The sequence below is a fragment of the Thermodesulfobacteriota bacterium genome (assembly GCA_036397855.1).
GTDB lineage: Bacteria > Desulfobacterota_D > UBA1144 > Nemesobacterales > CSP1-2 > DASWID01.
Genome location: DASWID010000014.1, coordinates 1 through 24,330, shown reverse-complemented (window position 1 = coordinate 24,330; position 24,330 = coordinate 1). Strand labels below are relative to the sequence as shown.

The window sequence follows — 24,330 nt, the reverse complement described above, 5'->3', positions numbered from 1 at the left end:
CCTCTCCATTTCATGAAGTTGTAGGCGCACTCCTTCCCTGTTACTGGATTTATTGGGAGGTGGGTAAGGCGCTTATTTCAAAGGGCTCCCCCAGCTCGCTTTACCAGAGGTGGATAGACACCTATGGTGGAGGAGAATTTGCAGATGTCGTAAAAGCCGTCTTAAATCTAACAAACAGAATCTCAAAGAAATTAAATGAAGATGAAAAAAATGAGATGAAAAATCATTTTATAACCACAAGCAGATACGAGTGGATGTTCTGGGACATGGGATATAGAAAAGAGAAGTGGCCGGTCTGAGACCCCTAGCGTTCGAAAGAACTTTTATCAAATAAATTTATGAATCATGTTACTCAACATTGTAAAGATTTGGAAGGTTCCGTCCCTCCTCCGCCATGTCCAATCCATAGCCTACAATAAATCCATTTTCAAGCTCGAATCCCACATAATCCAGTTTAACATTCACCTCCCTTCTTTGTTTTAAATCTATTAATGCACAAATCCTATATGAAGCAGGGGTTCTCGCAAGTATCCTATCACTGATAAATTTAAGCGTAACACCTGTATCAACTATGTCCTCGACCAGGATTACATGCCTATCCCTAATAGGCATAGATATATCCATAATAAGATCAATTTCCCCGGGTTTCATACCGCTCTTATAAGTCGAAATCCGAATGAAATCTATCTGTACGGACAGATCGATGTTCCGCATGAGGTCTGAGAGAAAAACAAACGCCCCCTTTAAAATCCCAACAAGTATCGGATCCTTTCCTCTATAGTCATCAGTAATTTGTCTTCCGAGCTCAGTTACCCTTTTACTGATTGCCTTTACGGATATAACCCGCTTGAGCATTCTTCCTTTGATTTCCGTGATCATGTTATTAAACGTTAAGTTTCGACCCCTCTATATATGCTCTTCCTGCTATAATATTAAATATCTTTTTGGCTCCCTTGTAATGTACCTCCCTTGCCGATGTTGCGGTTACAAAGACCTGGCCTAGAAATCCTTCAAGCAGGTCAAATAGAAAATTTCTTCTCTTCTCGTCAAGCTCACTTATAACATCATCCAAAAGAAGGATAGGAGTTCTACCTAGCATGTTTTTCGTCAGCTCTATTTCAGCAGACTTCAGTGCCAGTGCAAGCGTTTTTGCTTCTCCCTGCGAAGCAAAACCCGATGAGTCCTTTCCATCGATCCTAATTTCAATTATGTCTCTGTGCGGTCCCACTGAAGTATGTCCAAGTCTTATATCCTTACCAACCCTTGAGCTCAGCTCATTCTTTAACGATCTCTCAATTCCACTCAAGAACCTGAATGTAGATCTGTATTGAACGATTAGTTCTGAATTAATTCCACTGAGCAATTTATGAATGGCCCTAAACTCAGGTTGGAGCTTTCTTATAAATCTTATTCTCCTTTCTATTATTTTCGCACCCAGCTCTGCAACCTTTGAATCCCAAATTTCCAGCGTATCCTTTGAGAATTTATCTTTCTTTGTAAGTAACGCGTTCCTCTGGCTCAATGCGCGGTAGTATGATTTTAGGTCCAATAAATGTTGAGGATCAAAACTACATATAAGCGAGTCCATATACTTTCTCCTGTTCTGGGGCGGACCCTTTATCAAATCAATATCCGACGGCAAAAAAGTCACTAAATTAAACCTCCCGAGCGCCTTAGTCAAACTGTAAATTATCTTTCCATTGAGCTTTACGGCTTTCCCAGCCTTCGTAAGTAATATATATACTTCATTCAGCCCAGAATGGGTTTCGACCTCACCTTTTATCTTTCCTTGTAAATGTCCGAAACTGATGAGCTCCTCTATCTTCAACTGTTTGAATGGTCTAAAAGTTAATAAAAGGTGAATCGCCTCGAGCAGATTGGTTTTGCCCTGCGCGTTGTCTCCATGGATAATGTTGAAACCTTCATGGAAGGTAAACAACCCTTCCTCATAATTTCTGAAGTTTTTAATGGTTAATGATTTTAGTATCACAGGAATGCTGAACTATGGGGTTAAAAACATTATAATTTAGATTATTCTTTTAATCAATTATACTATTATTGACCTCTATAGCAGCTGTCGGTATTATGTTTTTTATCAGGTGATTTGAAAATGTTGAGCCTTAGAATTTCCGAAATATCAGTAAAGGACGCTGGAAAAGGTTTTGCGAGAATTGACGCAAAGGATATGAACGCACTTGGTGTGGATGAATGGGATCTAGTCGAAATTGGAGGTAAAAGGAAAACAGTTGTCAGGATCATGCCATTAGAAAGTTCCGTCCGGGAAAAATCAATAATTCAGGTAGATGGAATAACAAGGGAAAATGCCAAAGTAGGTATAGATGACCGCGTCAAAATAAAGAAGATTGAGACCAAGATTGCAACTAAGGTCGTGCTGGCCCCCTTAAACGACTCACTCCTGTTAAACGGTGATGAAAAAAAATATTTGTTAAATCGACTTGAAGGCGCGCCAGTCACCGTTGGCGATAGAGTTAAGATCACACTGCCCGGATCAAAAATCGAGGAACTTTTAGTTCTTGGGACCATGCCGTCAGTAGCAGGGGTAATAACTTCAACGACCAAATTAACCCTTAGAAAACAGCCGAAAGTTAAGATTGATAGCGTAGGCGTCAGGTACGAAGATATTGGTGGACTAAAAGAACAGATCAGAAAAGTAAGGGAAATTGTCGAACTCCCGCTTAGATATCCTCAGGTATTTGAGAGGTTAGGCATAACGCCGCCGCGTGGTGTGCTATTAGTCGGGCCGCCCGGAAGCGGGAAGACGCTTCTAGCTAAGGCAATCGCTCATGAGACTAATGCCAACTTCCAAGTGATAAACGGGCCAGAAATTATCCACAAATTCTATGGTGAGAGTGAAGCCCGTCTAAGAGATATCTTCGAGGTGGCGTCAAGGAATCAACCATCAATAATCTTCCTCGACGAACTGGATGCCATTGCACCAAAAAGGGAGAAGGTATCTGGAGACGTAGAGAAACGGGTCGTTGCTCAACTACTTGCAATAATGGATGGACTTAAGGATAGAGGAAGGGTGGTTGTAATAGGGGCTACGAACCTTCCAAGTATGCTTGACCCGGCATTGAGGAGACCGGGCAGGTTTGACAGAGAAGTCAGTTTGGACGTTCCCGATAGAAACGGAAGGCTAGAGATATTCGAGGTGCACACCCGTGGCATGCCAATTTCCAACGACAGAGAAATAGACCTTGAAAGGCTTGCCGATCTAACACATGGTTTCGTTGGCGCGGACATTGAAAACCTATGTAGAGAAGCCGCCATGAAGGCTCTTCGGAACACGATCCCAGACATAGACTTCGGAGGCGGTTCTTTACCCTATGAAGCTCTACTGGATCTGAATGTTGAAATGGAACATTTTATGGACGCTTTAAGAGAAGTCGAGCCATCCGCGATAAGAGAAATCATTGTAGACATTCCAAAAGTAGATCCGGAAGATGTCGGGGGCCTGGATGATATTAATGACAGACTTACTGAAGCTGTAATCTGGCCTCTTAAGTATAAGGAGCTTTTTGAGACAACTGGAACAAAGGCCCCAAAGGGAATATTACTTTACGGACCACCCGGCACCGGTAAAACCCTCCTCGCGAAATCAATTGCGAATCAAAGTGGCCTGAACTTCATCTCCGTAAAGGGTGCCGAGCTTTTGTCAAAATATGTGGGAGAGTCGGAACGAGCAGTCAGAGAAGTCTTTAAAAAAGCAAAGCAGGTTTCACCATGCATAATTTTCTTCGATGAGATCGACGCACTTGCACCCTGTCGTTCAGCAACTGAAGGTAACCATGTTTCAGAAAGAGTTGTCAGTCAGCTTCTAACAGAAATGGATGGAGTCGAGGAGCTTACAGGTGTTTCAGTGATTGCTGCTACGAACAGGGTAGATATAGTAGATCCCGCGCTGCTAAGGTCAGGAAGATTCGACCTATTCTTATCAATACCTTTTCCAGATGAAAATGCATTAGTCGAAATACTAAAAATACATACCCGAAGCAAACCACTGGCAAGCGACGTCAACCTTAAAGAGCTGTCCAGGGAGATCAAGGGATTTTCCGGTGCGGATGTTGAATTGTTGTGCCAAAGGGCCTCACTTATTGCGATAAGAAAGCATTTGAAAAAGGGCAAGGGGATTTTAAAAATTACACGGAATCATTTCGAAGAAGCTTTAAATGAGATGGCCAAGATAAATGGATTCATTTTCCCTAAGCATTATGATCCCGGTAGGACCTCCGGAACTCACCAAAGTGATTAATGATCCTCTTATTTTATTTATACTTTCATTCATTTTCGGCACTTTCTTGGGAAGCTTTCTAAACGTCTGTATTTACAGGGTTCCAAACGGTATTTCAATTATCCATCCTCGCTCACATTGCATATCATGTAAGACACCTCTAAGATTCTATAACAACATCCCAGTTATAAGCTTTCTTTTGCTCCGTGGGAGATGTAAGAACTGTAGAGCCAAGATTTCGCCAAGATATTTGATCGTGGAGATTCTTTCGGGAATAATCTGTGTTTTGTCAGTCTGGAAATTTGGTATTACGCTTCAGACATTCTTCTACGTAATATTTTTGTTTTGCCTCGTTGTTGTTACGTTCATCGATATTGAACACATGATTATTCCCAACGCAATTACCATCCCCGGTATATTCATCGGAATTGTATATGGCGTCATGAGAACGGACTGGGGCAATCTTACGATATTTCTCACCGATTCAAATTCCCATCTCTATAAGGTCGCCTCAATAATCGGAAGTCAGCCAGTATTCGATTCTATCTTTGGGGCAATACTGGGAGGGGGTCTCCTATACCTAATAGCACTTCTGTACCTAATAATCAGAAAAAAAGAGGGAATGGGTATGGGAGATGTAAAGCTCCTGGCGATGATTGGTGCCTTTCTCGGCTGGAAAAGTATAATCTATGTGACCCTCATTAGCTCCGTACTCGGGACGATTGTCGGGTTAGCAATAATATTTTATAAGAGAGGTGACATAAAGTACGCGCTGCCTTTTGGCCCTTTCCTTTCATTAGCAGCAGCGCTATACCTCTTTGTAAGCGAAGCATACCCTAGGATTTAATTAGAATTAAATTATCACATATCCTTCTAAAATATTTTATAATGAATCGATATGCGGGAAATAGGGCTTAGGGCAGAGATACTGATTAATATCCTATTCCTAACAGCTGTTGCAATGCTGTTGATAGGCATTATCGCATTCATCGTCACCGGTCGATCTGCGCTCCAAGGGAAAATAAACGGAGTAAGATCTACTATCACTGCGTTCAACTCAATTTATTCTAACGAATCAGACATGGAAAAGGGTATCAACTTTCTAAAGGATGTTCTTGGTCCCGGTTCATGGGGTGTGATAACAGAGAAAAATGGAAAACGGATTTTATTCAATGCTGAATCAAATAATAATTTCGGCGTTTCAGCCGACCCACGAATCCTGGAGGTCATGAAAAGCGGGGAAACTATGATCGATGTCGATGGAATCAATATGCCGCCTTTTTCTTATTACGAGGGATTTAAGATAATCTCCCCCATCATGAACGGAAGAACTCAAGTTGGTGTAGTTCTTCTTTATCAACCACTTTTATCCCTAGAGAAAGAAATAATCTCAGGCCAGCTACTCATTTCTATCTCAATTCTTATGAATTTGGTGATTATCGGAATCTACGGGCTATATATTTTGTCGAGGAGAGTCGTAAACCCAGTGCAAAAACTTATCAAAGCAACGGATTATATAAGTAGGGGTGACTTCCCTGACAATCTTGATTTGGGAGGAGTTAAAGAGATTAATCATTTACATATCGCCCTTAGGAGCATGTATGATGAAATCGAGAATACCAAGAATAGCCTGAAAAATAACATCCAGGCATTGGAAGAATCGAACAGAGAATTGATTAAAACGCAGAGAGAGCTCATTGCCTCAGAGAAGCTCGCTTCTCTTGGAAGGCTAGGGGCAGGCGTTGCGCATGAAATTGGAAATCCCCTATCCGCAATAAGAGGCTACGTCGAAGTATTAAAGAGAGGTTACCTACATGATGAGGGTAGAGCAAATGAATTTCTCGATAACATACACAAAGAGGTGGAAAGAATCGATAGAATTATCCGAACCCTCATCGACTACTCGAGGCGGAGAGACTTTGAATTGAAGAAGATAGACGTTAATGACGTCATCAAACACTCTGTCGAAATTATACAAAGTCAAGGTTTGCTGAGAAAGATAGACCTTAGGCTCGGGCTTTCCGATAAGCCTCTTATTACAAGGGCGGATTATCATCAATTATCGCAGGTAATAATAAACCTGATTCTAAATTCAAAAGATGCAATAAATGGAGACGGTGTAATAGAAATCAAGACATCCGAAAATCAAGATGGAACGATTGAACTGAGCTTGAAGGACAACGGTCGCGGCATTCCGGAAGAAATAATCGATAAAATTTTCGACCCGTTTTTCACGACGAAAGAGCCCGGTATGGGAACAGGTTTAGGACTATCCGTCTCGGAAAGAATCCTTCAGGGATTTAATGCACATATATCAGCAGAAAGTAAACCCGGGTCGGGAACCACTTTCACAATAGTATTCCCAAATATTGAGGGGTAATTACTATGTACAGCGTCCTGATAATCGATGACGAAATTGGCATTAGAGAAACCCTCTCTTTAATTCTTAAGATGGAAGGATATGAAGTTGAATGCGCTGAAAGTGCAACATCAGGACTCCGACTATTAGACAGTGGGAAACATTACGACTATATAATCTGCGATATAAAGATGCCAGGGATGGATGGCATACAATTTCTCAAAGAGATTCAAAATCGTGACTCGGGTTCAATCCTGATAATGATAACTGCATATGGAACTCTAGAGACGTCCATTGAAGCAATTAAAGCCGGCGCTTCGGAATATATAAGCAAACCCATAAACACAGAGGAATTACTACTTCGAATGGCTATGGCTAAAGAGAGGGAAAAACTAAAGAAGGAAAATCTGTATCTCCGCAAGGAACTCGGAAAGGATGATGGCTTCGAAGAAATATTGTTTGAAAGTGATAAAATGAGAGAGGTGATAGCTCTCGCCAGAAAAGCATCTCAGTTTAAAACTACCGTTCTTATTACAGGCGAAAGCGGAACAGGGAAAGAATTAATTGCGAGAGCGATTCACCGTGCAAGTCCAAGAAGAGAGGAACCATTCGTAGCTATTAACTGCTCAGCTATCCCCGAGCAACTCTTGGAAAGCGAACTCTTCGGTTACGCAAAGGGAGCATTCAGTGGGGCTGATAGAACAAAAAGGGGTCTTTTTGAAGAAGCCCATGGTGGAACACTCTTACTTGACGAAATCGGAGAGCTGCCCCTACAACTCCAGACAAAGCTTTTGCGAGTATTACAAGAAGAGGAAATCAGACGGCTTGGAGATACAAAGACTATCAAAATTGATGTGAGAATTATAGCAGCAACATCTAGCAAATTAGATAAAGATATAGAGTTAGGGAAATTCAGAAACGAGTTATTCTATCGCCTAAACGTGCTGCCGATTCACATTCCGCCTCTAAGGGAAAGGAAAGAGGACATCAACTGTCTTGTTGATCATTTTATAAGAAAATTCAGGACTAAACTTAATCCAAGGATCAAGGGCATCAGTGACGACGTTATGTCTGAGCTATTAGATTATCCATGGTACGGAAATGTGAGAGAGCTTGAAAATGTTATCGAAAGAGGTGCAATCCTCACAGATTCGGACATTATCCAGCATTTAGATTTGGGGGCTACGAAGAATGAAATAAGTAAAGATTTTCGTGAAAATTCAATTTCGCTCGGAGAAGCCTGGCAAAGATTGGAAAAGTATTACATAGAAAAGGCTCTTTTCGAGGCAAAAGGAAACCGCACTGAGGCCGCGAAGCTTCTGGGCTTAAGCCGACGCTCTCTGCATTATAAGCTAAAACATCATGGGCAAACAGAAGAAGACGACTAAACCAGCTTTCAACCATGCAAATTTCCCGATGACTTTTTTAGCACATTCTCATTAAGATGGAACTCTCAGGAATTACTTGAACACATAATCCCAGACCTCTTACCCCAAAAAAACCGATTTCGAGTAGTATGTTGACGATAATATTATCATATCAATTATTCGATTTCTATCCGGTCTTAGTTCGAATCACGATCCCATTGGCATCTCGGCTTATGAACTTTAATGACTTAAACACCCATTAACGATAAATAAGCTCCGGAAAAATTGTACTTGCCCATTTGTTTAAAATGGAGTTATAATAAATACCGAGATGAGGAAATTTAATCCCGGGGTATGATAAATAACCATATCCTCGGATCTCATAAAAGGCATATCCAAGAATCTCAGTATTACCCTAGTGGAAAGGATACAATCATAGCAAGGATAGCGAAGAGACAAATGGATAATATTAGAGAATATAAGTCCTGGAGAAATAGGTACGACGAAATAGTAAAACTCAAAAATAGGACCAAACGGCTCCCAAGTCTAAAACCTTCCGCAGCAGGTACTAACCAATATGTTTTAGCTTCATGGCTTGCAAGACAAAGAAAAAACAAGCGAAGTGGAATACTTTCTAAAAGACAGATTAAGTTACTAGAGTCAATAGGTGTTGTGTGGAATCCGACTAAAGAAAATAAAAGCAGATGGGAAGAACAATTACAAAAACTAATTGAATTTAGAAAGAACCATCCTGACAGATGGCCCAGTAAGGATGCCAAGGGTAGAAGAGAAAGAACGATAGCTTTCTGGTGTCATAACAATAGGATGTGGTATCAAGGTAAATTGAGAGAAGTCGGGGAGTATCCTAAGTACAGAAAAAATAAATTAGATAAAGTTGGATTTCTCTGGTTTCCGGATGCTAGAAATAAGAGGTGGCAAAAAAAACACGAGGAGCTTAAAAGATACAGACAAAAAAATCCCAATAGATGGCCCCCGGTCAGCATGTACCCCCTGTATAAATGGCTATTTAAGCAGAAAATCAGGTATCGCGGTGGTATATTGCAGAAGGATAGGATTGAGGTGCTCAATAAATTAGGGGTCGAATGGAATTCAAGTGAAGGCCATCCTGTTACAGCAAAAGCGAAGGAGAAGCAGAAACGGGAATGATAATTAAATACATTACCTAGAATGCTATTATTGTGATACAGAATAGCTTAATGCTGATTAATTATGATAATTCTACAATTCCTCAATCCTGATAAAGATACTTCGGGCTCTTACAACCGCGAGATTATCAATAGCTTGAAGAGAGGAAAGTAAATCTCTTTCTTTTGCTTCATGAGTCATTATGACTACAGGAACCTCTCCTCCCCCCAAATGTCTTCCCTTCTGAATGACGGATTCGATGCTAATATTATTTTGTCCTAAACATCCGGTAATTTGTCCCAGTACACCCGGTCTGTCCTCGACCTGGAACCGTAAATAGTATTTAGTTGTGATCTCCGACATCGGGATTAAAAAAGAGGAATTTTTATTGTTATAAAATTTGGGAAGAGATGTACACGAATTTCCCCTTTCTATGTTTTTGGCAATTTGAACGACATCGCTTAAAACAGCGCTTGCAGTGGGCATCATCCCTGCGCCCATTCCATAGAGCATAGTGGGTCCAACCGAATCTCCCACAATATAAATCGCATTAAACACTCCCGAGACATCCGCGATTTGAGTTCCCTTTTGAACAAGTGTCGGATATACACCGGCTTCTAATCCTTCATCTCTAGACTTGGCTATAGCAAGAAGCTTTATCTTATAACCGAGCTCATCCGCAAAAGAAATGTCGATTGGAGTTATCTCGCGGATTCCCTTAATGTAGATTTTCTTGAAATCTAGAAACACTCCGAAAGATATCATTATAAGTATGGAGAGCTTATGAGCCGCATCAATCCCATCGATGTCAAATGAAGGGTCGGACTCAGCATAACCCTCAATTTGAGCCTGTCTGAGTACGTCATTAAACTCTTTTCCTTCCTCAGTCATCCTCGAGAGTATATAGTTTGAGGTACCGTTCATTATCCCATGAATAGAAAGAATCTTGTTTGCAATGAATCCCTCTTTAATAGCCTTGATTATCGGTATCCCGCCTCCGACACTCGCCTCGAAGCCGATATCAACCCCCTTCTTCCTCGCAGCAGTGAATATTTCCTTTCCATGATGTGCTATGAGTGCCTTATTCGCGGTTACAACATTCTTACCCTTTTCTACAGCCCCTAAGATAAGGTCTTTAGCCACAGTAGTACCACCTACAAGCTCGATAACAATAGGTATAGAGCTATCCTCAATTAAATCCCATGCGTCGGTCGTAAATAATGATTTAGGTATTTCTACCGGCCTTTTTCTATCAGGATCTATGTCGGCTATTCTCTTTAACTCAATCCTTATCCCGGTTCTTTTCTCTATAATATCCGCATTCTGACTGAGCACTTTAATGACTCCGCATCCAACCGTACCAGCCCCAATCAAGCCGACATTAATGACATTCATAAATAATTCTCCTTAGCACACCAGTGTCATGGCTAATTTACGTCGAACAATTATACATTATTAAATTTGACAATAAATCAAAGAGGGCTTAAATTAATGAGGACTAGTGGGGCCGTAGCTCAGTTGGGAGAGCGCATGAATGGCATTCATGAGGTCGAGGGTTCAATTCCCTTCGGCTCCACCAGGCATACTCTTCTCTATCCCTATTACAAAAACAATGTTCTGGCTCCGTAGCTTCCGTTCTACCCGATGTCATCCCCGAATGCATTTATCGGGGATCCATTATTTTGCTATCCGCTCATCCCAGCCCTGAGTCGAATCGAAGGGCCTGTCCTGAATCCTGAGTAATATCGAAGCCTGCCCTGAGCTTGGTCGAAGGGGGTCGAAGGATGGAAGAATGGATTTTCGGAATGGATTGATGCCGTTCATCCTTCGACGGGCTCAGGACGAACGGCTCCAGAAGAAGCTCTGCTTGAGTCGCTAAGCGGGGTTGAAAACCCCGACTATCGATATGTGATGGTAACTTCAAAAATAATCGATAGTCGGGACTTTCCAGTCCCGATCAATCAAAAATTAAGTTCTACACCCGAGCAATTAAGTGTGCTCTCACATATCTTCATGGTAGGACACTTCAATAAGCAAATAGGCAAAGCCTTTTTCACGACCCTTTTATCCATTGAAAGGTTTCTTAGGATACATGAAGTTTGATATTTCTTATCCAAGATTTATGCTTATAATGCACCGAAGGTTATAAAATGAAGAGAATACATCTGAAGCGTGCGGGGTCGTATCTTCACAATTCACAAATAATCACCGGACACGCTCAATTTCCTTTAGCATTTTATACGATCTTTTATTCCCCCCGACATTTTTCCCCTAGAGCTACTGTCGCTCTGTGATAGCGCTGTATCACCCATTAAGTGGTAATAATTTTTCATAAGACAGTACGCATAGGATACTACGGAGTATTTATTAAGAGTCTCGTTTAGTTTCTCTAAAATAAAGATTGATCTTTACCAGTATAAAAGATATTTTCTCTTCTACTTCCCCTGGAGGTTATACGGTGGCATGCATTCTCAAATCAAAGCCTCAAGGCTCTTGCCATATTACAAAATCCAAATCGATTACTACGATTTGTGAATTGTGAAGACGCGACCCCTATATACGGGTGCTTTTATATGCGATGGGACAATGGAGAGATTGATGAAACAACATATGCAAAAAGTTGGTGATTTAAAAAATAATTCACGATGAGTGTATTGGAACTTAGCTTAATTATTAGAGACTTTCTGTACCCCTATTAATACATATTGCCCCTTGGTTTGGTCATCGATAGTGGGCGTCTTCGGCCCAGGCCAATTCCCGGTGATAACACATTCGCGATCTAAGGGGATACGGCGCCATGCCCGCATTGCCGTTCGTTGATCTGAAGTCGCAGAACGGGCACCAGGTCGAAAGTTTTACGAATGTCTCGAAGGTAAAGCCTACTAACCCTATTTCCTGGTCATTGCCATAGATCCAGCATTCAATCTGCTTCAGTGTCACTTTGTTTTTAAGCTCGAGAGCTATTTGATCTATCGGTTTACCTTCTAAGAACATAATAAGCGCCTGGTAGTGCAACCGGCTTCTATCTTGTTTGAAACTATCGACAAACGCGGCTACGCTATCAACCTCGCTTAGCAATTGCAAATAAGGGACTAACCCGGATGGGATAGGATCCCCTTTCCTAAAGGCGGTGTAATGCAATAGGGCTTGTTCAAGGTCGGATTTGATTGTTCTAAGATTGGCGCGAGGGACTTTCAAATTCTATTAATTGTAAATCTTTAACTAAGAAGAAGTCAACCGCACCGTATTTTGACTTGGAAGTAGCGTGGTGCTAATCTTCGTCATAAACGACTATTAAAGGAGGATTCTCAATGAAAAAACAGAATGTCTTCACCCTTTTCATACTGGGGTTCTTTATATTATACGTCTCCATAATCATGCAACCTCGAGAAGCAAGAGCGGATTTTCAAAATAAGGTCGCTGGAACCTACCTGCTCACCCAGAGCGATGGCTTTCTTCAGATACTGACGATTACAGCCAGCGGTACTGCCTTCAGCCAGAATTCAGGACAGATGATCCCACCCCCGTTTGGAGTCCAGCAGGGGGCATGGAACCGGTTTGGGAACAGACAGGTAATCATCAAGACACTCAACTTTACATTCGACTCGGACACAGGTGTATTCACCGGGTTTGGGCGTTCAAGTTTTACTGTGGAATTCCAGCCGGGGTTTAATGAGATTACCGGAGAGGTTCTTGTCGAGATATTTGGTCCTGACCAAAACCCGTTAGACCCTGATGCAACCCCGATTAACACCTTCGGTCCAAACACCTTTACGGGGCAAAGAGTCACCACGGATTAAACCGGGAAAGGTATCTGGATCCTTGCAAGCATCGTCTTTCCCGTTCCGGGAGGACCGATCATTAGCAAGTTAGAATTATTATTACCAAAATAATAAGGACTACTTATTGATTCATTGATCTTTATGAAATCCCTGTAAATACTGACTAGAGCGGATATGGATTTCATCAAAGACACTTACCCGAATAATGACTTGGGCAAGAGGGATATGGATTTGATTGTTGAAGAGCTGATTGAGGCCGGCGTTGTTGATGAGGCGGAATAACCACTATTTCACCTATCAGATGGTGTAAGTTGAGATGGGAATCTATCTATTCATAGACATAGCACAACCCTACGCACTAAGTATAGTCCAAAGCGAATAGCAAACTTCTGTCAGCGTGTCACCCGGCTTCATGAGCAAGAGCGGGGAGAGGTAACCTCAATATGATTCCGCCTAGTTAAAGGCTTTCCATTGGAGCTTTGAATAGGTGTGTAAGCAATCGAGCAATGTGTAAGGATTGCTGCGCATCTTCTCAAATTCTACCTGTGGCACATTGGCCTGTAAGGTAATAGAAACGTCTTATGTCTAACAGAGGTATGTGCAGTCGTCATTGCATATAGCTGATTCGCATCCGCAATCGATAATAGTCTGGAACCCTTACACTTTTGGACCGCACCCCTCAGGGCGTCTACCCTTACATCGGCTAATCGCAAAAATTGTAAGGTTGAGGAAAGCTTAGCCACACTCTGTCATTTTCTTTCCAACTAAAGCACTTGGGGTCAGGGTCGCAATTGCAATAAGTCCCTTCATAACCATAGTCAAAACCCAATTGACATGTAGGCTCTGTGTTAAACTGGCACCTTGTCTCACGTAAATTCCCGCCGAGCTTCAGGGCACAGGCGCAGATGAAGGCTTCTTCACAAAAATCAGTACAAGAAGAAGTCATCGTCCCCCCTGCCTTGGCAGTGGGCGTCCAGGAAACGAACACCAATCCCGCAAATACAACTGTCACCACTAATAAAGATGTAAGGTATCTCCACATGTTATGTCCTCCATTAAGTTTAGATTTTCGTACCTTTTTAGCACAGGTCTCGTTAATAAGTCAATACCTCGTATTCTGCGACGTAAAATGTAACCGAAATATTAGGTAAGGTAGGGTAAAGAGTCGGGTACATAGAGGTCGGAGCTGGATCAAAGGGGCAACCCTTTAATCATAAGATATTTAAATGTGTTACCGCGTGGATATTGCTTATAAATTAATCATAATCAGTACAGGCAACAGAGTCATACAAAAGCTTAATCAAACATGATACCAGGGTTCATCTCATCTGGAGACTTCCAATCGATGCTATAAAAAACGCACCCCTCGTTAATTCGAATTTTGATTGAGAAGGGTCCCCGCCACTTAGCAAGGCTTTCAAATTGATCAGTTTTGTTGATTTATCTGTATAACAATGTATCCTTACTGTAAGGAAGTAATGACAATGCTTGCAAAAAAGACATCTAAAAACCAACTCACTTTACCAAAAGATATCGTCAAGGAATTCCCTGATATTGAATATTTTGATGTTCGAGTCAAGGGCAGAAAGATAGTCCTTACACCCGTAACGATAAGCCCCGAAATAGATTTACTCGAAGAAATAAGAGTTAAGATGGAGAGACTTGGAATTGAGGAAAAGGATGTAGAAGAAGCTATCAAATGGGCAAGAAGAAAGGGAAGATAAAGGTTGTTCTTGACACAAATGTTCTTGTATCGGCCCTCCTTTTCAAAAAAGAAACGTCAAAGATAGTGGATTTATGGAAGAGTAGGAAGATAATTCCTGTAGTGTCAATGGAAACATTCGATGAATTTAGAAAAGTTCTTGAATACCCAAGGTTTGCCCTCTCGAAAGATGAGATACACATTATTATTTATAAAGAGGTGCTCCCCTTCTTTGAAGTCATTGAAATAAAAAAAGCTGTTAAAGGGGTTTGTAAAGATCCCGATGATGATAAGTTTTTGTCCTGCGCTCTTTCAGCAAAGGCTAAGTTCATAGTCAGTGGGGATAAAGATTTACACAGACTTCAAATGTATAAGTCAGTGAGAATTATTAATCCTTCGGATTTATTAAACATTTTTCGTAGTATATAAAGGGGACGTTCAAGATTGCTTCACGAAGCTTGTACTGGGCACTTCGATTAACTCAGTACAGGCTAGCCGACCAAAAATTTAGCCAAATCCTCCTTAATCCTCCTTTACAAAAGGAGGAAATCAAAGCGTAACCTATGTCCTTGTTCGCAGATTAAAGGGGGAGGCGCAACCGCTTAATAGGCACTTCATATACGTACTGGAGCTTCATATTTCTTCTTTTACGCCTAGCCATGGCTGGGGTCAGGCTTTGCTTATTTGTTTATTTGTTTGTGAAGCCCTTTTCTCATGCCCCACATTTGGCTTGGTATGGTCTTGTCGGAGTATGGGGAAAACCCGGATCATCCTTCGACCCCCTTCGACCAGGCTCAGGACAGGCTCAGGACGAACGGCTCCGGAAGAAAGCTTACTTAAGTCGGCAGGCGGGGTTGAAAACCCCGCCTATCGTATAAAATTTCACTGCTAATTATATGAGAAATATTATGAATGCTTACCCCCACCGTAATCCTCCCCCACAAGTGGGGGAGGAAATCTTTCGGTTTAGTTATCGAATTTTTTGCAGGATTCGTCGACCTTTCCGGTAGTCCGGTCAACGCATACAAGGCAGCTATAATAACTCCCATCAGGCAATATAGTGTCTTCTTGCGGGTAGCAAAAATATCTATCGGCTGAATCAGAAAAAGATTCTCTGCCAAAATAAGCAACCAATAATACAGCGACGATTAAGCCGATGAAGAGATAAATGAGAGCACCATTACTCATAGAACACAATTATTAATCAAATAAGTGAACTGTCAACAGCGTTTAAACAAGACCTTGAGGCAAAACAAAGACAATGCTCAATACCTCTCCTGATGAAAAACGAAACAAAAAAGAAAACAATGCGTTAATACTATTGTTATCTAAATATTTACGGTTTAAAATAGAAGACGGAGAGTTCTAGATTAAAATCCTAAGTATAGTTATAAAGGAGAGGATATGTTACAAATCAGGTTATTCGTTTTTAAGACGTCTTCTTTACTTATCATTCCCTCACTCTTGTTATTTCTTGGGGCCTGTGCATCAGTCTCAAGCAACAGCCCAACTAAAGTCACTGTCTCACAGATCATCGAGATGACAAAGGCTGGAGCAAGTGACCAGGAAATCATAAATGAAATTCAACAATCCAAGACAGTATATAAGCTCGACGGCAACCAATACGCGCGGCTAAGGCAAATAGGCGTGTCTGACAACGTAGTTAATTACATGCAAGAGACATATACCGATGAAATACAGAAAAGGCAAGATCGCGATGAGGATTGGGAGAGTTGGGACATAGAAGACGCAGGTTATTAGGAAGTTTAATTGAAATTTCTAATTTTAATTCTCAATAAATGATTTGAGTTTGAAACAATATTATTATTAATGTCGGATACCTCTTTCACTCCAGGAGCGTTAAAAAATAAGGAACAAAATAAGAATAATAGTTGCGCAGTGTAATAAAGAACGATGGAGGTCATGAGATGAAAAAAATTATGATTAGCGCAATCGTGTTTTTTATGATCATCGGAAGCGCTCTGTATATCACGGCCAACCCTGTGAGGTGCTCTGATTGTAATCAAGGAAAGAAATGCAGTACCTCTTATGATTGCGGTGAAATTGGAGTATGTTATTGCCAGTTCGACTGGCTTGAGGAACAGGAGACGGATGGTGGAATACCCGACTATGGCACCTGCTATTTTGAATAACCAATGACCTATTGCAATTTGATTTATGAGAACTATTTCTATTAAAACTTAATCACCTGCCATAATAAAACCTTTCATGAACAATTTTACCATCCTTCCAGCGCTGAACTGCGACCTGGTGATATGTGCGCCTACCCCACTCCTTATGCGTGTAGTCAAAAAACCATTCAACCATCGTAACATCATCGCCAACCGCAACTGCCTTTACATCAGCACCCCTAAGTTCAACTAAGTTCGAGAAAAATTCCTTTTCCCTCTCTCTGTTAGCAGCTTTCCCAATGGTCGGTGGGAGCTCGTTCTCCTCCATCACAACATCTTCGGCGTAATATTTTTCAAATGCCTCTAAAGCCCCGCCTTCAAGTATCATAGAATTTAGGTCCTCAACTAATTCCCGTAAATGCATAATTTCCCCTCCTTAATTTATTGTATGTATCTTAAGCTATGTTTGTTATCGAGCCGAAAAGTGAGAGCCACATCCATAGGCTCAATGGCTCGTCACTAAATATATATTTCTTACAGCTTCGGATTAGGTTCAATTAGACGCAAAAATGGATTCATATGTTTTTTAGCCGTTCGTAAAAGTAGTCAGATAGCTTATCCCTCAGATAAAGCCTTGCCCTATGGATTCGGGATTTTACTGCAGAAATACTGAGCCCCAATATATCCCCGACTTCTTTATTTGTTAAACCTTCTACATCCCTCAAGTGAAAAATTATTCTATACTTTTCCGGTAACTCATTGATAGCCCTATCTATAACCTCCAGACCCTCTTTCTCGACGAGCACCTCGTCTGGTGTATGACTCCAATCCTTCAGTGAAATTCCCAATAGCATTCCTTTCTCATCATATGGGACATAGTCCTCTAGGCTAATATTTCTTCCATCTCTCTTCTCGTTCCGGATCTGTATTAAACTTGCGTTTGTAGCAACTCGATAAAGCCATGTTGAAAACGTCGACTCCTCTCGAAAGGAATCCAGTTTCTCAACGAGTGTTAAAAACACCTCTTGCAGGACTTCATCCGCGATATGTGTACTATGTGTTATTCTAAGGGCAAGTCTAAACACCTTCTCTCCATAACGATTAGCGATCTCGTTAAATGCGTCTTCGTCCCTTTCTTCTACAAACATCCTGACAAGCTCTTCATCAGACAAATCGTGGTGTGGTGCTAGCAAAGGGCTATCAATTTGAAATTGTCTAGCCACACTATTAGATCTTGATTCCGTGACGTTTAAATGCATGTTTTTCCCTCCTCAATACTATCTATCAGTAGATAGATCATAAGGTCAAAATTTTTTAAGTTTATTTTTTAGGTTGCAGCATTCTCATAATCCAATCAGACGTAAAAGATAACCGATGCTCATTTTCAAATATCCGCGCTGAGATTATAGAACCCTCCAGCGCAGAAAAAATCATTCTAGCCATCCTTTCCGGGGATCCCTTGAACTCAAAAACACCTGAGTCACGACCCTCTTCTAAAACTTTAGCTATCCACGCCTCATTATCCGAAAATATCCCTTTTACCTCTTCTTGAACCCCTTCCGGGAGATTAACAAAATCAGAGGCAAGCATAGTACAAAGGCAAACCCTCTTACAGGATCTGAAGCCGTCAATAAAGAGCTGCAAGTAAAGCTCAAGCTTCTCCTTTGGATCATTCGATCGAGTGCCAATCTGGGAAAAGGCCTCATTAAAATGTTCCTTATATCTCACTACAATTGCCCTTGCCAGATCTCCTTTTGTTGGAAAGTAATAGTGAATACTTGATGTTTTGATACCCACTTGCTTCGAAAGATCTCGATAGCTAAAGGAGTTGTATCCCCGCTCTTGAAACAGATTCTGCGCAAGGTCCAGTATCTCCTGCGCAACTTCATTGCATTTAACTCTTTCTTCCATCCCGTATAACCTATCTACTGATAGATAGATTGTCAAGGGGGGTATTTATATCCCAAAAAAATTTATCTATTCAGTACCCTGTAGTCGTCGAGCGGGGTTGGAAAACCCCGCCTATCGATCTGTCCGAATGAATTTAAAGATAATCAATAGAGGCAAGGCTATCGGTTTTAAAACCAGGGTCCAGGGTATATCAGTTTTGCCTCCGCCATCTCCTCAGGATACACGGTGTATTTCTCACCCCCCTGCCATTGAATTATGACATTTCGATGTCCTAATTGCCTTCCGGTGACAGGATCTATCCTAAAATGACCGTAGAAAGTCTTAAAGTCCGATCTATTTGCTTCTTCCCTAAGAGCATCGCCGTCGAGCGTTCCTGCCCCCTCAATACATCTTTGAATAATTAAACCAATATTAAATCCTTGTGCAGCAACATAATCTGGTTCCTTTCCGTATTCATCTTTAAAAATGTTAAAAAACCCGTCCGGCGTTGGACCAAATTCCGGTTTTATGCCCATGCCCCGTTCCCACTGACTCGATGAAAGAAAACCTTGAGCCTTCTTTCCAAACGTTTCATAAAATATTTTTATACCTGCAACAACAAGTCCAATCGCCTTTGCCTTGCTTTTATCCCTTAATATCTGTTTGGCTAGGAGTAAGTCATCTTCCATTCGTCCAGCACCGAGAATTAAATCAGGCTCATTTTCTTCTGCTAGTCGAAGAAGGGAGGTAAAATCATTTGTACCGGACAAATATTTATATTCTGCCACCTCAAACCCTTTTTCCTTACCATATCCTACTACTCCATCTGCCACATTGGCTGAGAAACCGCTATCTTCTGCCTTAAATATGGCAATCCTTCGTGCAGAGCCATCAATTTTTCTTACCATTTCAATGATTCCCTTAAAGTACTCACTGGCTGGAGTAATAGCACTAACAATGTTTTTAAGGCCTTGATTCGTTATATCGTCTGATGACCCTCCGTGATTCCAAATCGTCTTTTTCAATTCTCCGACCAAAGGCGCAACAGCCAGGGTGAGCCCGCTGGAATAGGGCCCAATCAATAAATCCACCCTATCATTAAGAATCAGCTTTTCTACATTCTTCTTGCATTTATCTACAGAACTCTCATCGTCGTAATGGAAAAGCTCTAACGGAATTTTTTCATTGTAATCCTTAACGAAAATGCCGCCTGAACCATTTACGTCCTTTATCCAGAGACGAAGCCCGTCAAAGCTCTCCTTACCCTGAATCGAATATCTACCACTTAATGAAATGGAAATGCCGATTTTTATCATTTTCGTAAATTGATATAACAACTATGGGTTGAGAATCTATGGTATTACAATAAGATATTTATAGACGAAAAATAATATCCGGTAACATTCTAGCTATCTAAGTTTTTCTAAGGCTTCTTCAATTCTTCCCACGCCCTTTATTATCTCTTCCATTGAAGCGGCATACGATATTCTCACGTGTTTGTCAGAACCAAATTCAATCCCTGGCACCACTGCCACCTTTGCCACATCGAGTAGGTATTCGGAAAAATCTACAGAATTCCTTATTCCCTTACCATTGTAGCTCTTGCCATAGAAATTAGAGACATTTGGAAACACATAAAATGCCCCCTGCGGATGAAAACATTTCATACCCGGAATATCATTTAACCTCTTGGCTATATAGTTCTTTCTTATCTCAAACTCCTTTACCATTTTTGCAACTTCATCCTGAGGGCCTTTAAAAGCCTCTATCGCCGCTATTTGAGAAATGGAAGTGGGGTTTGACGTAGATTGTCCTTGCAGCTTGCTCATCGCGCTCGAGACATCCTTATCGCCCGCTGAATATCCTATACGCCATCCCGTCATAGAATAAGACTTCGAAACACCATTCACGAGGATAGTAGATTCTTTAACATCTTCACCAATTGTTGCAATCGGTGTGTGAGTCAAACCATCGTAAATAATCTTGTCGTATATCTCATCTGAAATTATTATCAGGCCAGCGTCCAAAGCAATTCCTGCAATCTCTCGAAGGTCTTCCTCATTGTATGTGGCACCGGTGGGATTTGATGGGTAGTTTAAGATAAATGCCTTGGTTCTGGATGTTATCTTTTTCTTTAGTTCATCAGGATCTATCTTGAAACCCTCTTCCTCACGGGTCTCAATAATCACTGGTGTTCCACCGGCCAATGTAACCTGCTCGGGATAAGATACCCAGTATGGAGAAGGTATTATTACCTCATCTCCCTCATCTATGATGACCTGTGTTAAGTTGTAAAGCGTATGTTTGGCACCGCAGGAAACCATTATTTGAGACTTATCATAAGTAAGGCCATAATCTTCTTTCAATCTATAGATTATCGCATACTTCAGCTCGTCAGTGCCACCTACGGCAGTATACTTCGTAAATCCATTATTTATAGCCTTTTTTGCTTCATCTTTGATATTCATAGGCGTGTCAAAATCCGGTTCACCGGCACCGAATCCAACAACATCAATGCCATCTGCTTTGAGCGCCTTCGCTTTTGCGGTTATCAATAGGGTTGCGGAAGGTTTTAACCTTTGAGCTCTTGAAGCAAGTTTCATCCGTATTATCGCTCCTGACTTTGTAGCAGCTTTTCTCTCATCTTGGTTTCAACTATATATGGAACCATTTCTTTAACTGAGCCATTTAAGGTAATAATCTCCTTAATTAATGATGAACTGATATGTGAATATGCGCTGTCCGTAACCATGAAAACGGTCTCAAGTTCATTATATAAAGTCTTATTCGCCAGAGCCATCTGTAGCTCTGATTCAAAATCGGAAACCGTTCTCATTCCTCGAAGCACAATGTTTGTGCCTAATTTTCTTGCGTAATCGACAAGTAATCCTTCAAAGAAATCTACCTTAACTTCAGGTCGACTCTTAAATATTTCCTTAAGGATCTCAACCCTTTCTTGCAGCGTAAAGATCGTTTTCTTGGATACGTTATGAGCGACAGCAACTACAACATTTTCAAAGATCTTTACACCGCGGTCAATGATATTTAAGTGACCATATGTAAATGGGTCAAATGAACCGGGATATATTGCATACCTATCCATCAGCTGATCCTTCTAAAATAACTAACCTTTGTACCACCAAATGATCTAGTAATCCGAGAATAACCATTGGCTTCATCGGTCAAATTTTGCTCATGTTCAATTATGATGATCGATCCATAATCGACACACTTGGTCACAAGATTGATGAATTCCAAAATTTCCTTCTTCTCATATAACCTATAGGGTGGGTCAATAAAAACGATATCAAATTTACTTCCCTCTTTTTCAAGTCTCTTAGTCGCACGCTCATAATCATCACAGATTAGATCGGCTTTGTCTAAAAATCCACATGAACCGACATTATCCCTGAGTAATTTAAAAACGTTAGGGTCTTTTTCTATGAAAGTTACATGGGATGCGCCCCTGCTCAATGATTCAATTCCAAGACCTCCGGATCCTGCAAAAATATCGAGCACACTTAACCCGTAAAGATCGCCAAGCGTGTCAAAGATCGACTTTTTGATCCTACTAGTAGTTGGACGGATCGCTCTGCCTTTTGGAACCTTTAATTTCCTACCTTTTATAGTACCTGTAAGCACTTGCAACATAGGCTGTTATACTACCATACCAACCCTCATTAGCAAAAATGGCAAAATGGAAAGCAATCATAAAATCACGGATAGGTCATACGGAACTATTCAAAAGCAGATGATCTTATAGAAAACTTTCCGGTAGGATATAAAGATTAAAAACAATAGAATTGGTTAAGTCTAAATATACTACATTTAAAGTATTTAAGAGTATTCGTGATGACGACCGTTTTACGAATTCTTACTATTTTCGATGCTCACCTATTGATACATTATTGATACATAATCAATCATACGATTTAAATAATAAGCTAAGTCGCAGAGCCCTTCAGTGTCCTTTTCAAAGACAAAGATCTAAAAACCCTGCGACCTAACTCTTTTTTAGTCCCTGCTTAAGGGTTTATACTCACATCTAAAACTCCTGAAGACCACGAGTTGCATAGACGATCTGTTCAACATTCTCTGGAATGCCTAGCACCGTGTAAGAAATAACCCTTCCGTCATTGGTTTCAAGCTCTACCGTGTAGCCAGTGATAAGGTTATCTTCTTGTGAATCAGAGATGCTATAATCAAATTCGAGACCAGTACTATCATCCAATATTTTCATCATGTTATCTCCTACCAGAGTAACTGTTCCGATCATGTTGTTCGAAGGAACTGCGGCACTAGCATTTAGAACCATACCGGTACACAAAACAGTAACGAGAAAAAACCCGGCCAGAAAAAACGATAATAACTTTCTCATCTTTTTCACCTCCCTATAATAGATTTTTGTATGTATATAGTTGCAACAAGTATGCCAATATACTAGACAGTAAATAAACTACAATGATAAAGGACAGTTATGAAAAGATTTGGTATCATTGAAGGTTATGGATTCGTTTAACGGTAAATTATTAAACAATGAAAACTGTTCATTTTCTCACATTTTAATGATTCCTTATTTAAAGAATATATCAACATACTATTAATACCCACGTGGTAAGTCCTGTTTACTTTTTTCTATGCTTACAAATAATGCCTCAGTGTATTACCGAATTTTGAAACAGATATTTTTTTTAGCGCACTTTCCTCTATTTGCCTTATCCTTTCACGTGTAACATGAAACCTTTTAGCTATTTCCTCGAGGGTATAGGTATTCTCTTCGACTAATCCGAACCGCATCTTTATTATTTCCCGCTCTCTCGGAGAGAGCACTGAAAGGGATTCCAATATCTTTACTCTAAGCTCTGTTTTGTATATTGAATAATCTGGTAAAGGGAAAACAGTATCCTCAATGAGCTCTAATAATGTATATCCGGTATCATCTAGGGGTGAGTCAATACTAAGAGCGAGTTTGTATGATTCTAAAATTCTTTTTACATTCTGGACCTTATTCCCCGACCTCTCTGCGATTTCCTCTGGAGTTGGTGATCTTCTCAACTCCATATCAAGAATCGATCTTGTTCGAAATACCTTATTTGCTTGTTCTAAAAGATAGACTGGTTTTTGGAGTACACTCCTCTGAATCTTAACTCCCCTAGATATTGATTGATTTATCCACCATGTAGCATAAGTAGAAAACTTATAATCATTTTTATGATCAAATTTTTCTACTGCCTTCATTAATCCTAAATTGCCCTCTTGAATAAGATCAGAATATGGCAGCCCTCTACCTAAGTATTTTTTTACGATGCTAAGTACCAATCGGAGGTTAGCGTTAATAAAGCGGCTCTTCAAAATCTTTGCTAATTCAGCATAGGATTTCGACAAATTTTCTAAACATCTAACGTTACTTAATAAGATTTTTTCTTTTACGATATTATCTATATCATCTTTGGGTTTAATTTGATCCTTTTGAATTAATATGTCTGTAATCGCAGTATTTATTTTCGCAATCATCTCATCACATTTTTTCATCATCGCAGATAATTTTTTTTCTTCTTTTGGCTTTAATAGAGGCTCATTTGATATCTCCTTAAAATAAGCTTGAAGGCTTTCGAGGTTATCATCATTAGTAATTCTTCTTCTTTTTTCTTCTTTTGATTGAGTACAATCCTCGAATGACAATTCGGATTTGGTTATTTC

General features: G+C 40.5%; 25 protein-coding genes and 1 tRNA gene. 12 read left to right on the top strand and 14 right to left on the bottom strand.

The genetic code is table 11. From position 1 onward, the window contains the following. Positions 1-299 (top strand): thiaminase II (locus tag VGA95_01010; protein HEX9665120.1); only part of this gene is annotated, 299 nt, incomplete at its 5' end. A 49-nt stretch (positions 300-348) separates the two neighbouring features. On the opposite strand, the gene hpt is transcribed toward VGA95_01010, so the two are convergent. Beyond that, positions 349-855, bottom strand: a complete 507-nt coding sequence (hpt, locus tag VGA95_01005; GenBank protein ID HEX9665119.1) for a hypoxanthine phosphoribosyltransferase — start codon at positions 853-855, stop codon at positions 349-351. Positions 856-883: 28 nt separating this feature from the next. Next, positions 884-1,990, bottom strand: coding sequence for a DNA replication/repair protein RecF (gene recF, locus VGA95_01000; GenBank protein HEX9665118.1), 1,107 nt, complete (start codon positions 1,988-1,990; stop codon positions 884-886). A gap of 120 nt (positions 1,991-2,110) precedes the next feature. Here recF and VGA95_00995 point away from each other — a divergent pair, with 120 nt between their 5' ends. The 5 genes from VGA95_00995 to VGA95_00975 all read left to right on the top strand — a co-directional run bounded on the left by VGA95_00995 (position 2,111) and on the right by VGA95_00975 (position 9,145). After that, entirely contained in the window at positions 2,111-4,273 is a 2,163-nt protein-coding gene (locus VGA95_00995) for a CDC48 family AAA ATPase (GenBank protein HEX9665117.1), read from the top strand. Continuing rightward, positions 4,209-5,099, top strand: a complete 891-nt coding sequence (locus tag VGA95_00990; protein ID HEX9665116.1) for a prepilin peptidase — start codon at positions 4,209-4,211, stop codon at positions 5,097-5,099. The genes VGA95_00995 and VGA95_00990 overlap by 65 nt, the downstream gene beginning before the upstream one ends. Before the next feature lie 51 nt (positions 5,100-5,150). Then, complete coding sequence (locus VGA95_00985) at positions 5,151-6,632, top strand: ATP-binding protein (protein HEX9665115.1); 1,482 nt, start codon at positions 5,151-5,153, stop codon at positions 6,630-6,632. Positions 6,633-6,637: 5 nt separating this feature from the next. Continuing rightward, a complete protein-coding gene (locus tag VGA95_00980) occupies positions 6,638-7,999 on the top strand; it encodes a sigma-54 dependent transcriptional regulator (GenBank protein ID HEX9665114.1) in 1,362 nt (453 codons plus the stop codon). A 333-nt stretch (positions 8,000-8,332) separates the two neighbouring features. After that, positions 8,333-9,145 carry a helicase associated domain-containing protein gene (locus VGA95_00975; protein HEX9665113.1) on the top strand — a complete coding sequence of 271 codons (813 nt, stop codon included), beginning with the start codon at positions 8,333-8,335 and terminating at the stop codon, positions 9,143-9,145. A 72-nt stretch (positions 9,146-9,217) separates the two neighbouring features. Here the strand turns inward: VGA95_00975 and VGA95_00970 are convergent, their stop codons facing one another. Then, positions 9,218-10,519 carry a homoserine dehydrogenase gene (locus VGA95_00970; GenBank protein HEX9665112.1) on the bottom strand — a complete coding sequence of 434 codons (1,302 nt, stop codon included), beginning with the start codon at positions 10,517-10,519 and terminating at the stop codon, positions 9,218-9,220. Between the two features lie 108 nt (positions 10,520-10,627). Between VGA95_00970 and VGA95_00965 the strand changes: the two genes are divergently transcribed. Next, positions 10,628-10,703 (top strand) — tRNA-Ala (locus VGA95_00965). A 1,142-nt stretch (positions 10,704-11,845) separates the two neighbouring features. Here the strand turns inward: VGA95_00965 and VGA95_00960 are convergent. Then, entirely contained in the window at positions 11,846-12,208 is a 363-nt protein-coding gene (locus VGA95_00960; GenBank protein ID HEX9665111.1) for a hypothetical protein, read from the bottom strand. Between the two features lie 227 nt (positions 12,209-12,435). Here VGA95_00960 and VGA95_00955 point away from each other — a divergent pair, with 227 nt between their 5' ends. Beyond that, a complete protein-coding gene (locus tag VGA95_00955) occupies positions 12,436-12,924 on the top strand; it encodes a hypothetical protein (GenBank protein HEX9665110.1) in 489 nt (162 codons plus the stop codon). A 685-nt stretch (positions 12,925-13,609) separates the two neighbouring features. On the opposite strand, the gene VGA95_00950 is transcribed toward VGA95_00955, so the two are convergent. Continuing rightward, positions 13,610-13,948 carry a hypothetical protein gene (locus tag VGA95_00950; GenBank protein ID HEX9665109.1) on the bottom strand — a complete coding sequence of 113 codons (339 nt, stop codon included), beginning with the start codon at positions 13,946-13,948 and terminating at the stop codon, positions 13,610-13,612. A gap of 442 nt (positions 13,949-14,390) precedes the next feature. Between VGA95_00950 and VGA95_00945 the strand changes: the two genes are divergently transcribed. The 4 genes from VGA95_00945 to VGA95_00930 all read left to right on the top strand — a co-directional run bounded on the left by VGA95_00945 (position 14,391) and on the right by VGA95_00930 (position 16,761). After that, on the top strand, positions 14,391-14,630 hold the full coding sequence (locus tag VGA95_00945; GenBank protein HEX9665108.1) for an AbrB/MazE/SpoVT family DNA-binding domain-containing protein: 240 nt from the start codon (positions 14,391-14,393) through the stop codon (positions 14,628-14,630). Further along, a complete protein-coding gene (locus VGA95_00940) occupies positions 14,606-15,037 on the top strand; it encodes a putative toxin-antitoxin system toxin component, PIN family (protein HEX9665107.1) in 432 nt (143 codons plus the stop codon). Before VGA95_00945 ends, VGA95_00940 begins: the two co-directional genes overlap by 25 nt. Positions 15,038-16,012: 975 nt before the next feature. Then, the gene (locus VGA95_00935) at positions 16,013-16,369 is read left to right on the top strand and encodes a hypothetical protein (GenBank protein ID HEX9665106.1); all 357 of its coding nucleotides are present in this window, start codon (positions 16,013-16,015) and stop codon (positions 16,367-16,369) included. A 167-nt stretch (positions 16,370-16,536) separates the two neighbouring features. Beyond that, positions 16,537-16,761, top strand: coding sequence for a hypothetical protein (locus tag VGA95_00930; protein ID HEX9665105.1), 225 nt, complete (start codon positions 16,537-16,539; stop codon positions 16,759-16,761). Between the two features lie 52 nt (positions 16,762-16,813). On the opposite strand, the gene VGA95_00925 is transcribed toward VGA95_00930, so the two are convergent. The 9 genes from VGA95_00925 to VGA95_00885 all read right to left on the bottom strand — a co-directional run. Next, on the bottom strand, positions 16,814-17,164 hold the full coding sequence (locus VGA95_00925) for a nuclear transport factor 2 family protein (GenBank protein ID HEX9665104.1): 351 nt from the start codon (positions 17,162-17,164) through the stop codon (positions 16,814-16,816). Positions 17,165-17,315: 151 nt separating this feature from the next. Then, positions 17,316-17,999, bottom strand: coding sequence for a sigma-70 family RNA polymerase sigma factor (locus VGA95_00920; GenBank protein ID HEX9665103.1), 684 nt, complete (start codon positions 17,997-17,999; stop codon positions 17,316-17,318). A gap of 61 nt (positions 18,000-18,060) precedes the next feature. Continuing rightward, on the bottom strand, positions 18,061-18,651 hold the full coding sequence (locus VGA95_00915) for a TetR/AcrR family transcriptional regulator (GenBank protein HEX9665102.1): 591 nt from the start codon (positions 18,649-18,651) through the stop codon (positions 18,061-18,063). Positions 18,652-18,818: 167 nt separating this feature from the next. Continuing rightward, positions 18,819-19,946, bottom strand: a complete 1,128-nt coding sequence (locus tag VGA95_00910; protein HEX9665101.1) for an amino acid ABC transporter substrate-binding protein — start codon at positions 19,944-19,946, stop codon at positions 18,819-18,821. A gap of 93 nt (positions 19,947-20,039) precedes the next feature. Next, positions 20,040-21,233 (bottom strand): pyridoxal phosphate-dependent aminotransferase, encoded by a 1,194-nt coding sequence (locus VGA95_00905; GenBank protein ID HEX9665100.1) that lies wholly within the window; start codon positions 21,231-21,233, stop codon positions 20,040-20,042. 5 nt (positions 21,234-21,238) lie between these two features. Continuing rightward, positions 21,239-21,736, bottom strand: a complete 498-nt coding sequence (gene coaD, locus VGA95_00900; GenBank protein ID HEX9665099.1) for a pantetheine-phosphate adenylyltransferase — start codon at positions 21,734-21,736, stop codon at positions 21,239-21,241. After that, a complete protein-coding gene (rsmD, locus tag VGA95_00895; GenBank protein ID HEX9665098.1) occupies positions 21,733-22,281 on the bottom strand; it encodes a 16S rRNA (guanine(966)-N(2))-methyltransferase RsmD in 549 nt (182 codons plus the stop codon). Before rsmD ends, coaD begins: the two co-directional genes overlap by 4 nt. 394 nt (positions 22,282-22,675) lie before the next feature. Continuing rightward, positions 22,676-23,008, bottom strand: coding sequence for a hypothetical protein (locus VGA95_00890; protein ID HEX9665097.1), 333 nt, complete (start codon positions 23,006-23,008; stop codon positions 22,676-22,678). A 263-nt stretch (positions 23,009-23,271) separates the two neighbouring features. After that, on the bottom strand, positions 23,272-24,330 hold a 1,059-nt coding region (locus VGA95_00885), incomplete at its 5' end, for an RNA polymerase sigma factor RpoD/SigA (GenBank protein ID HEX9665096.1).